At 61.4% G+C, this 10336-nt stretch carries 9 protein-coding genes and 1 pseudogene; 8 read left to right on the forward strand and 2 right to left on the reverse strand.

Features of this window, described 5'->3' with window-relative positions; genetic code table 11:
* The coding region (locus CR105_RS26625; protein ID WP_229414145.1) for an acetate kinase at positions 1–1014 on the forward strand (1014 nt) is incomplete at its 5' end.
* Between the two features lie 81 nt (positions 1015–1095).
* A complete protein-coding gene (locus tag CR105_RS26630; RefSeq protein WP_099793908.1) occupies positions 1096–2118 on the forward strand; it encodes an asparaginase in 1023 nt (340 codons plus the stop codon).
* A gap of 10 nt (positions 2119–2128) precedes the next feature.
* Here CR105_RS26630 and CR105_RS26635 read toward each other — a convergent pair whose 3' ends face one another.
* Positions 2129–2992, reverse strand: coding sequence for a hypothetical protein (locus CR105_RS26635; RefSeq protein WP_099793910.1), 864 nt, complete (start codon positions 2990–2992; stop codon positions 2129–2131).
* A 268-nt stretch (positions 2993–3260) separates the two neighbouring features.
* Between CR105_RS26635 and CR105_RS26640 the strand changes: the two genes are divergently transcribed.
* The 5 genes and pseudogenes from CR105_RS26640 to CR105_RS26655 all read left to right on the forward strand — a co-directional run bounded on the left by CR105_RS26640 (position 3261) and on the right by CR105_RS26655 (position 6187).
* Positions 3261–4055, forward strand: coding sequence for an alpha/beta hydrolase (locus CR105_RS26640; RefSeq protein ID WP_307189662.1), 795 nt, complete (start codon positions 3261–3263; stop codon positions 4053–4055).
* Between the two features lie 94 nt (positions 4056–4149).
* Positions 4150–4387: pseudogene (locus CR105_RS29540) on the forward strand (hypothetical protein); the annotation flags it as partial.
* A 114-nt stretch (positions 4388–4501) separates the two neighbouring features.
* Positions 4502–5011, forward strand: a complete 510-nt coding sequence (locus tag CR105_RS29170) for a contractile injection system protein, VgrG/Pvc8 family (RefSeq protein WP_229414147.1) — start codon at positions 4502–4504, stop codon at positions 5009–5011.
* Positions 5012–5545: 534 nt separating this feature from the next.
* Entirely contained in the window at positions 5546–5866 is a 321-nt protein-coding gene (locus CR105_RS26650) for a hypothetical protein (protein ID WP_099793916.1), read from the forward strand.
* Between the two features lie 141 nt (positions 5867–6007).
* Positions 6008–6187 carry a hypothetical protein gene (locus CR105_RS26655; protein ID WP_131021882.1) on the forward strand — a complete coding sequence of 60 codons (180 nt, stop codon included), beginning with the start codon at positions 6008–6010 and terminating at the stop codon, positions 6185–6187.
* 35 nt (positions 6188–6222) lie between these two features.
* On the opposite strand, the gene CR105_RS26660 is transcribed toward CR105_RS26655, so the two are convergent.
* The gene (locus tag CR105_RS26660; protein WP_099793920.1) at positions 6223–8553 is read right to left on the reverse strand and encodes a cytochrome P450/oxidoreductase; all 2331 of its coding nucleotides are present in this window, start codon (positions 8551–8553) and stop codon (positions 6223–6225) included.
* A gap of 218 nt (positions 8554–8771) precedes the next feature.
* Between CR105_RS26660 and CR105_RS26665 the strand changes: the two genes are divergently transcribed.
* Positions 8772–9701 carry a Bug family tripartite tricarboxylate transporter substrate binding protein gene (locus tag CR105_RS26665; RefSeq protein ID WP_099793922.1) on the forward strand — a complete coding sequence of 310 codons (930 nt, stop codon included), beginning with the start codon at positions 8772–8774 and terminating at the stop codon, positions 9699–9701.
* Positions 9702–10336: the final 635 nt, after the last annotated feature.

A 10336-nucleotide genomic window follows, 5' to 3' on the forward strand; every position in this document is an offset into this window, starting at 1 on the left:
AGCGCAGCCGCGCCGCCGCGCCGCGCCGTGGGCCGCCCGCCGCGCCGCGACGGCCGCCCGCCGGCGGTGGCGCCGCTGTTCGAGCAGCCTGGTGTGCTCACGCCGCGCGGCAAGCTCGTGCTCGAGCCATCGTTGCAGTTCAGCTACTCGTCGAGCAACCGTGTTGCGCTGGTCGGCTACACCGTCATCCCGGCCCTGCTGATCGGCCTGATCGACGTGCGCGAAGTCAAGCGCAACACGGTCACCGCGGCGCTGTCGGCGCGGTTCGGTCTGACCAACCGGCTCGAGGCCGAATTCAGGGCGCCGTATGTGTACCGTTCCGACACCGCCGTCAGCCGCGAGCTGTTTACCGGCACCGCCGTCGAGCGCGTGTTCGACACGAGCGGGCGCAAGGCCGGCGACGCCGAACTGGCGCTGCGCTATCAGCTCAACGATGGCGGCGCCGACGCGGCATATTTCATTGGCGGCCTGCGCTTCAAGTCGCGCACCGGGCGCGATCCGTTCAGCGTCGTCACGGACTGCACCAGGCGCTGCACCGGCGAGAACGTCACCGGCAGCGGCCTGCCGCTCGAGCTACCCACCGGCTCCGGTTTCTATTCCGTCCAGCCCAGCCTGACATGGCTGATTCCGTCCGACCCTGCCGTGTTTTTCGGCAGCATCAGCTACATGCACAACTTCAGGCGCACCGACATCAGCCGGCTGGTACTGGGCGGCGAACGCGAATTTCTCGACGAGATCAAGCCCGGCGGCGCGATCGGGTTCAACTTCGGCATGGGTCTCGCGCTCAACGACAGGGCCTCGTTCAGCCTCGGCTACGACCACAGCTCGATCGCCCGCACCAGGCAGGGCGACGTGCCGGTGCCAGGTTCGGTGCGCACCCAGCTCGGCACCTTGCTGCTGGGCTACTCGTATAGGCTCAGCGAGAAGCGTACGCTCAACGTCGCGGTCGGCGCCGGCCTCACGCGCGATACGCCGGACGTGTCGCTGACGGTGCGCATTCCGACCAGCTTCTGACCAGCCCGCGAGCGCCCTGTTGGGCGTGCGCGGATTTTCGTTTACAGTGGGAGATCGTCATTCGTTACAAGCGAGAACTCCATGCAGCTGGTCCCCCTGGTCGAAACCACCCGCGGCTACCCGGCTACCGGTTACGTCACCGAAAACGTCCACCTCGGCTCGGTTGCCGTGGTCAACACCGCCGGCAAGCTGTTGTGGTCGGCCGGCGACCCTGACTTCATGACGTTTACCCGCTCCGCCCTGAAGCCGTTCCAGGCGCTGCCGTTCCTGCTTGCCGACGGTCCTGCCCGCTTCGCGTTAACGCCAGCCGAACTGGCGCTGCTGTGCGCCAGCCACTCGGGCGAGCCGAAACACACTGCCACGGTAGCGTCGATTCTTGGCAAGATCGGCCTCGACCACAGCCATCTCGAGTGCGGCTGCCACGCGCCGTTGTACTACGACAGCGTCAACCTGCCAGTGCCGGCCGGCCAGCGATGGACGTCGCTGCATCACAACTGCTCCGGCAAACACAGCGGTTTTCTGGCGTGGTGTCGCCTGCATGACCAGCCGACGGCGCAGTATGTCGATCCGGGCCACCCGTTGCAACAGGCAATCCGGGCCACCCTGGCCGAGACGGTCCAGCTCGATGACGCCACGATGCCGAGTGGTCTTGATGGCTGTTCGGCCCCTAACTACGCCTTGCCGCTGAGCCGCCTGGGGCACTTGTATGCGCGCCTGGCGCAAGGCCGGTCCGACCGGCGCCTCGGTGCACCAATGGGCGACTTGTTCGACGCCATGACCGGCCATCCCGACCTGGTGTCGGGCACAGCGCGCAGCGACGTCGCCTACATGCAGGCCGGCGGCGGCGACTGGGTCAGCAAGGTCGGTGCCGATGCCGTGCAAACGATCGGCATCCGCTCCGCCGGACTCGGCATCGCCATCAAGATTGCCGACGGCGCTACCCGCAGCCTGCAGGTGGCGACCCTCAGCGTGCTCGACCAGCTGGGACTACTCGACACGCGCCGGCGCGACCAGCTCGATGCCTACCGACAGCCGGAACTGACGAACGTGCGTGGCACCGCGGTTGGCCAGATCCGCGCCGTTTTCAAGCTGCGCCGCGCCTGAAACGGGCCGCTCAGCGCATCAGCTGGGTCAGCATCGACGCCAGCGGCGCAATCACTTCGTCGTCTTGCCAATAGGATGCATGCGACATCGGGTTCCAGCTCTTGACGATAAAGTTGATGACGCCATTGCCGGCGTTGATCGCACGGTCTTCGACCAGCAACCGATAGCCCTCCGACAACGGCTGCAGCGGCCAGCCCAGCACGTCGTCCGGGTCGTACAGGTTGAGCCACTTGAAGCTGGGTCGTGGCGCAGCGATCGGGATGATCGTCATCTCCTTGTGCGCGGCGACAAAAATGGGGATGTTGCAGCCGGTGGTGATCCAACCCAGCGAGGTGCCGCAGGCGAGAAACGCTTTCTCGGATTCTGTCAGCGCGCGTCCCTGCAAGGTGCGCGACCAGTGATCGATATCCTTCCACACGCCGGCCGCGACCGGCACGCCGCTTCGCGCTTTCTGCGCATCATAAATATAGCTCGACAGCACTTGGCAGCCGAGTGAATGCGACAACAGCACCACTGGCGTGTTGGGTCCGCTGGCAACGTAGGCGTCGAGCAGCGTCTTGGCAATTTCGATCTGCGCCAGTTCATAGACCGAGCCGCTGTCTTCCTTGCGGTTTTCCAGTCCGGCAGCGTCGCCAAAACCGAACAGCAAGAACTTGCGCAACTGGTCGTAGCGGACCCTGCTGTTGCCGGTGATCCGGCGCCACACTTCCTGCTCGTTCGGCTGCAGGATCTGCTGGTAGTACACAGCGCGCAGGTCGACTTGCCGGTCGAAGCTCGGGCCGATGCGCGCGCGCAGGCGCTTTGCCAGGTCCGCGGCATACTCGCGCGGCGTCTCGCCCATGCCGTGCACCGTAATCAGCGCGACGTCTGCCATTGCTCGCCTTCCAATTTTTCCAGGTTCACCAGCCTGCGCCCAGGCCGATTCCGAAGCTGCTCGGCGTTTTCCTAAACCAGATAGTACACAATGCCGGGCCGCGCGCCACGTTCCGCACAGCAGCGTTGTACGCCCGCCACGCGCGCCACGATCTTTGATTGCGCGCACCGCACCGATGCGGATCGCTCGGCAAGTGACGACAAACGGGGTTAAACTAGTGCCTATGAACAATTCAAAAAAAGTCGCGGGAGTTGCTGGCATCGCAAGCATGCTGTGGCTCGGCATGGCGGCGGCCATCACTGCCAACCAGCGCCGCCTGGTGTTCAATCCGAACATCAAGCGTGAAGTGCTGCGCCCGCGCAGCAGCGGACACCGGACTCGTCCAATCGTGTTGCGCGCCAAGGACGGCACCAAGCTCTCCGGCTGGCTGATGACGCCGTCCGTGGTCGGCCCGCATCCAGGCGTCGTCTATTTCGGCGGCCGTTCCGAGGAAGTCTCGTGGGTGGCGCGCGACGCCGGCAAACTGTTCCCCGGCATGGCGGTGTTGGCGGTCAACTATCGTGGCTACGGCGATTCGCAAGGCGATCCGGCCGAGCAGCATATGGTCGATGACGGCCGCATGCTGTTTGACTGGTTGGCCGAGCGCGGCCACGTCGATCCGAAACGCATTGCCGTCGTCGGCCGCAGCCTCGGCTCCGGCGTTGCCGTGCAAGTGGCGATGGAGCGCCCCGCCAATTCGGTGGTGTTGATCACCCCTTACGATTCGATTCTGGCAATCGCCAAACGGCGCTTTCGCGCCATGCCAATTGAATACGTTTTGCGCCATCGTTTTGAGTCGGTCAAATACGCCTCCGCGTTGACGGCGCCCACGTATGTGTTGCGCGCCGCGTTCGACGACGTCGTCCCACACTCGCATACCGATTTGCTGGTGGCCAAACTTGGCCGCCTGCAAAAGGATGAAACCGTGCCCGATTCGGACCACATGAACATCCCTTACCTTGCCGCGACCCAGGATCGCATCGCCGAATTCCTCAGCACCCAGTTCATGCAGCCGCTCGCCTGAAAACCCTTGCGTCTGCGCAAAACAATGACGCACGTTAAATCTTAACGAGAAGAATGCTTCTAAGCTGTGCGCTACCCATCCCGGAGTAGCGTTCATGTCCCTAGCCTCCACCGCGCAGGCACTGCTTTCCCGCTTCACCCACGACACCCGCTTGCTCAAGCTAACGACGCCACTTGGCGCCGGTTTGCTGGCCGAGTGCGTACGCGCCGAGGAGGGACTGAGCGAGGGCTTCGTAGTGCGCATCGCCGCCCTGTCGACCGATGCGGCAATCCCGCTGAAGGCCCTGATCGGCCAGCCCGTTCTGCTTGAGCTGGCCACTGTCGGCGGCGCCGGCTGGCGTGCCTTCCATGGGCACATCACGCAGGTCGAGTTGATCGGCGCCAACGGCGGTTTCGCGCGCTACGAGCAAAGAAGACAGCATCGACCGCTGGCGCAGCGAAGCGGTATTGCAAACCAATGCCATCGACATCACCAGCGGGGACTATCGCTCGCTCGACATGCGCCCTGCCCAGGCAGCCACGGCCGAACCTGGCTTTATGACGCTGACCAGCCGCGACAGCCCCGGCGTGTATGGCTACCCGACGCGCCAGCATGGCGCGCGCATCGCCAAGCGGCAGATGGAGGCGTTCGAGGCGCGGCAGCAAGTGCACACCGGCGCCGGCACGGTCCGCACGCTGGCGCCAGGCACGACATTCACGCTGACTGACCATGCCGAATTCGACGCTGGTACCGATGAGGAACGCACGTTTGTGGTGGTGCGTGCCGTTCACATGATGCACAACAACCTGCGCGCCGAGATCCGCGCCAGTGCCGAACAGTCTCTCGGCCGCAGCACGCTCGATCAAGGCGGAGAGCGTCCCATCCACCGCAACCACATCGATGCAATCTGCAGTAGCGTCCCCAAATTGCGATGGGTTAGCTTCGGCGCTTGCGCCCGCGCTGCGACGCGCGGGTGATTCAATTGAAGGAGCATGGCAAGTTTTGATGGACTTGTATCCTAAGGACTACGAGAGGATCACGTTTTGAAGAACCTTGACGCCTTGAACCCCGCGATAGCCCAGCCTCGCACTTTCTCGAGCACTATCGCGTTTTGCCCTTTCTGCTGGGGCTAGTTTGTCTTCCACTGGCGTTCGCTGCTGCGCCCACGTTGCCATTCGAAAGAAATATTCTTGCTCTGTTATGCGCCGCGCAAAGCCTGATCTCAGTGATCTTAATGATCGTACCTAGGTTCTTTCACTGGGACTGGCGGTCAAAATATTTGGAGTTGCGCTTTTCTGCGTTGGCAGTACAGCCGTCGTCGGAGTCATCCCATGGTTGGGCATTGTCATTTTCAGCGACCTGAATATATCGTTCAGATTTATGCTCCTTCTTGGCTACACGGTCGCGGTGACCTGGTGGTGCCGACGTTTCGTGAAGCACTATCGTCGAATTTTTAACGACCCGACGATGAGAGCGAAGTCTACAAGGAGGAGGAGGATGCAATCTACTACATGCAACAAGGCGACAAATTATTGTTCGAGAAAAGACTGAAACTTGACCAATTCCCGCCGAACACATTGAGTATCGTTTTCCTGTTGCTGGCGTTTCTCACCGTCCCATTCGCAACCGCACTTAGCAATTTTGTCGGCGCGTCCTTCATCAACATCTTTCTCTCAGTCGCAGGAGTACCGATTGTCCTCATGAGCCTGGGGCTAGGAGTTCGAGGGTATCTGATTTTCTACTATTACCCTTGGCGACTGAAGCGTTCGACTGGAAAAGATGTTTACGTACTGATGGCCAAAGAGACACGAGGTGTAGAAGCGCCGAAGTGAGTTCCAAGCCTGACATATTTCGTCTGCGACACATGCGGAAGCAATCGCCATCACGGAGCATGCTAATGGCGCTGGTGGCTTTATTGGTATATCCCTGTAAGCGTTGGTTTTCCCGTGTTCCTCTCGTTGGACATCAGCTTCATGGTTACCCGCCAATTCTCCGAGTTCTCAATAATGGCGACCGAGGTGCTTGCCGCCTTTGGTTATGAGGACGCGTCCTCCGTCGATCTGCAGGCACTAAGCAAGCTTGCAGAAAAAGAGTGGTGTCGGGAAATGAAGGAGATCCCGCAAGCCTATCAGCCATGGCGTTTTCGGTACTAAACCGGTTTCGAATGTACAGAGTCAGCTCGTTGTAGCTATAACTCCAGCACCAACTTACCTCCCACCGCGCGCGAACAGCACGACATCATCTTGCTGCTCTCGTCCCGCTCAGCCCGCGTCAGCACTACATCCCGATGGTCCACTTGTCCCGATAGCACGCGCACCTCGCACGAGCCGCACAAACCCTCCAGGCAATCGCTTTGAACGTCGATGTTGGCCGCTCTCAAAGCTGCGAGCAGTGTCTGGTCGGCCGCAACCGTAATCACAATACCGGAATCTTTCAGCTCGGCCTCGAAGGCGTGTTCCTTTGCAGGATCGAGCGTGCCAATGGTCGAGTAGAAGTGTTCAAACCGCACCGCGTCGTCCGGCCAGGCAGCGCAGCAGCTCTCCAGCGACTCAAGCATCCGCGTCGGCCCGCACGCATAGATCGCCGTGTCGGCCATGGGTGTAGCAAGTAGCGCAGTCAAGTCGCAACGGCGTCCCTCATCCTTGGCATACACGTGCAAGCGACCGTCGTGAATATCCAGTAATTCGTCCACACACGCCATCGTCTTGCGCGCGCGGCCGCTGTAGTGAATTTCATAGTCGATACCGAGGCGTTTCGCACGCAGCGCCATGGCGATAATCGGTGTAATGCCGATGCCACCCGCCACAAAAATGGCGCGCTTAACCGATTCATCAAAGCGGAAATGATTGCGCGGGCCGCGAATCTTGAGCCGGTCTCCCACTTTCAAGTTGTCATGAATCCAGACAGAACCGCCCCTGCTGTCCGATTCTCGCAGCACGGCAATTTCGAGGCCTTGGGTATCATCCGGGTCCCCACACAGCGAGTATTGCCGCGACATATCTGGGCTGCCGCACTCGACATCGACATGCGCACCTGGCATCCAGCGCGGCAATGCGCGGCCATCCGGCGACGTCAATCGCAGCCGCACGATGTCCTCCGTAAGCTTCGTCATGCCGGCAACAACCACGCTGCGGCTGATCGCATGCCGCGACGGCTCGCCAATGCGGACCGGCGAGTTCGTGTCCAGCAACTGTGGATTCGCCCGCTCCGGATTGAGCGCCGGGTCCCACTCGACCCGCACATGCTCGGGCCCGCGGAACGACGTATTCGGCACGTACGTGAACTTCTGCTCGCACAGGCGCATGTGCGGAAGCCGCTTGGTGAGCTCTTCGAGAAAAATCTGCAGCTCCATGCGCGCCAGGTTTTTCCCCATGCATTGATGGGCGCCGTAGCCAAACGTCAGGTGTTCGCTGGAATTGTCGCGCCGGATGTCGACCAGGTCGGGATCCTCGAAATGGCGCTCGTCATGGTTGGCCGACGACATGACGATCAGCAGCTTCGAGCCGGCGGCGATATCGATGCCGCCGATCCGCACATCCTTCGTCACAAGTCGGCGCCACGCTGCTACCGAACCATTGTGGCGAAGGCATTCTTCGACGGCGTTCGGCAGCAGGCTCGGGTCCTCGCAAATTTCCCGCCAGGCGGTCGGATGCTGGAGCAAGATCTTTAACGCGTTCGCCGCCGCATTCGCGGTCGTCTCGTGCGCTGCAACGATGCCAGCCATCATCATCGAATGCAGGTACGAGTCGGTGACGACGTCAGGATAGTCAGCCTGCTTGCGGATGCCGTATTTCATCCATCCCGGCCCGCTCGGATCGAGCCGCATTTTCTCGAGAATCTTGCCGGCCAGCTGCCAGAAGTTGCCGACCGCGTGAGCGACGGCGACTTGCTCCTCGGGCTTTGGCCGGCCCCACGTATTGACAGTGTGCGCGATGGAATACTTGCGCAGCAAATCCATGTCTTCTTCCGGCACGCCGAGGAAATGCAGCGCCACCGTCAACGGAACTTCCCACAGCATTTGATCGACCAGGTCGGCCTGGCCATCGTCGATAAAACGGTCGACGTACTCGCGCGCCAGTTGCCTGACCATCGGCTCGTGGTGCTTCAGCGCCTCGGGGGTGAACGGCTCCATCAATACCCGGCGCCGCGCCATGTGCGCCGGCTCGTCCTCGTTGACCAGCGTGCGGTTCATCGCGTAGTTGTACGAGCTCAGTACCGCATTGGCTTCTTCACCAGTGGGGGTGATTTTCTCGAGCGCGATCGATGGGCTGAAGGTGATGTTGTCGCGAAAGATGGCCTTGATGTCGTCGTACCGCGTCACCACCCAATAGCCCAGTTTCGGACTGAAGAAGATCGGCTCTTGCTCGCGCGACCATCGCAGATACTCGGGCGGATCCTGCTGGTATTCGTCCTCGAACGGGTCGAACGCCGCCGCCCGCTCGGTGACGGGACAACCCGCTGGGGACGTGTGATCGATCGGACAGCCGGATCGGCCGGCGCTGGTGTCGGGACTATGCATGATGTGACGTTCCACTTAGATGAGTGCTGCTGGGATCCCTCGGGGCCGCTCTGCCAAATGCGCCATTCATATAATTTTCTCCACGTTGACGCGATGGCGACACTTTATTTTACGATATCGGTTGTATGATTAGTCATGTATCGGTGTGCTCATTTAACGAAAACTGAGGAGTAATTGTGAAGAAAGTATTTGCAGCCTGTCTGCTCGCACTGCCCGCGATGGCCGCCAGCGTCGCCGCACACGCCCAGGCTTACCCGTCTCAACCGACTCGCTGGCTGGTGCCGTATCCACCCGGTGGCGGCTCCGACTTCCTCGCCCGCACCATCGGCAACGCCATGGCCGAACAGACCAAGCAGCAGGTAGTCATCGAGAACAAGGCAGGCGCCAATACCGCCATCGCCGCCGCCGATACGGCGCGCTCGGCGCCCAATGGCTATACCATCCTCAACGCCGATAACGGCACCATGGTGTTCAATTCGGCGCTGTATTCGAAGTTGAGCTACAACCCGGTCAAGGATCTGACGCCGGTCGCTTTGCTGGGACGCTTTCCGATGATCCTGGTCGTCGGCCCAGCCTCTGATGCGAAGGATGTGAAGGCCTTTCTGGCGAAAGCCAAGTTGCGGCCAGGCGCCGTTAATTACGGCTCGGCCGGGGCAGGCAGCCCGCACCACTTGGCGATGGAACTGCTCGAGGTGACCGCCGGCGTCGACATGAACCATATTGGTTATCGCGGCGCAGCGCCGGCGTTGACCGATTTGGTCGGCGGACAGATCGAAGCGATGATGGTCGATATGGCGGCAGGCGGTGGCTTTATTAAGAGCGGTAAGATCCGGCCGCTGGCAGTGGCTAACGCAACGCGCTTGCCGCAACTGCCGGAGGTGCCGACCTTCGCTGAACTGGGAATGAAGAGCGTCGAAGCGGCTGCGCTGGTTGGCGTGGTTGCGCCGGCAGGTCTGCCGCCGGCGGTCCTCACCACGCTGAATAAAAACCTGGTGGACGCGATGAATCTGCCCGCGGTTAAACAGCGGCTGATCGAGTTCGGCGTCGAACCAGTCGGCAGCACGCCGCAACAGTATGCGGAATTGCTGCGCATCGAGACCGTGCGCTGGCATAAGCTGATTAAGGATCAGAAGATTAGCTTGGATTAAGGATTGCTTGAGGGTCGCGTGCTGCGCGGTGCTTGGCTATGCGAATGGAAAGCCACCCGATGGGTGGCTTTTTTTTGCCTAAGCCGGTGCAGGGCATGGCCGGCAGTAGCCGGCGTCAGTGCCTGACGCCGTCAACGCAAGCCTAAGACGTACCCTCCAGACCGTCATTCCGGCGAAGGCGGGAATCTCTACCACCTATGTTCCTAGAGGGCATGGATACACGCCTGCGCGCGCGCGTGCGCCGGGGTCAGTGCCGCCTTTCGGACAGGAAGTCGAGTATCGCCGCCGTGACGTAAGTGTTGAGGCAATGTTGCTGCTTGTGCAGCGCGCCAGGGTCAGTGCCGAGTGCGCCGGGGTCAGAGTGCGCCGGGGTCAGTGCCGGCAATCGGACACGAACTCTGCAGTACGCGCAGTGCGCCGGGTCAGTGCCGGCAATCGCACACGAACTCTGCAATGCGCAGTGCGCCGGGGTCAGTGCCCGCAGTGCTCCGGGGTCAGTGCCGGCAATCCCCCTGTGTCACGCTAGTTGTCACCTCACATTTTTAGGAGACAACATGAGCAAAGTGTATTCTGACGCCTTCATCGAGCAAGCCTTGGTCAAGGTCTATTCCCGCGGCGAACGCACCATCCAGGAC

Source organism: Massilia eurypsychrophila, assembly GCF_002760655.1.
GTDB lineage: Bacteria > Pseudomonadota > Gammaproteobacteria > Burkholderiales > Burkholderiaceae_D > JAFCUW01.

Bases quoted from the DNA above. Each gene is read 5' to 3' on its own strand.
- CR105_RS26630 (WP_099793908.1), top strand. From the start codon at position 1,096: ATGCAGCTGGTCCCCCTGGTCGAAACCACCCGCGGCTACCCGGCTACC.
- CR105_RS26635 (WP_099793910.1), bottom strand. From the start codon at position 2,992: ATGGCAGACGTCGCGCTGATTACGGTGCACGGCATGGGCGAGACGCCG.
- CR105_RS26640 (WP_307189662.1), top strand. From the start codon at position 3,261: ATGCTGTGGCTCGGCATGGCGGCGGCCATCACTGCCAACCAGCGCCGC.
- CR105_RS26650 (WP_099793916.1), top strand. From the start codon at position 5,546: ATGCAACAAGGCGACAAATTATTGTTCGAGAAAAGACTGAAACTTGAC.
- CR105_RS26655 (WP_131021882.1), top strand. From the start codon at position 6,008: ATGGTTACCCGCCAATTCTCCGAGTTCTCAATAATGGCGACCGAGGTG.
- CR105_RS26660 (WP_099793920.1), bottom strand. From the start codon at position 8,553: ATGCATAGTCCCGACACCAGCGCCGGCCGATCCGGCTGTCCGATCGAT.
- CR105_RS26665 (WP_099793922.1), top strand. From the start codon at position 8,772: ATGGCCGCCAGCGTCGCCGCACACGCCCAGGCTTACCCGTCTCAACCG.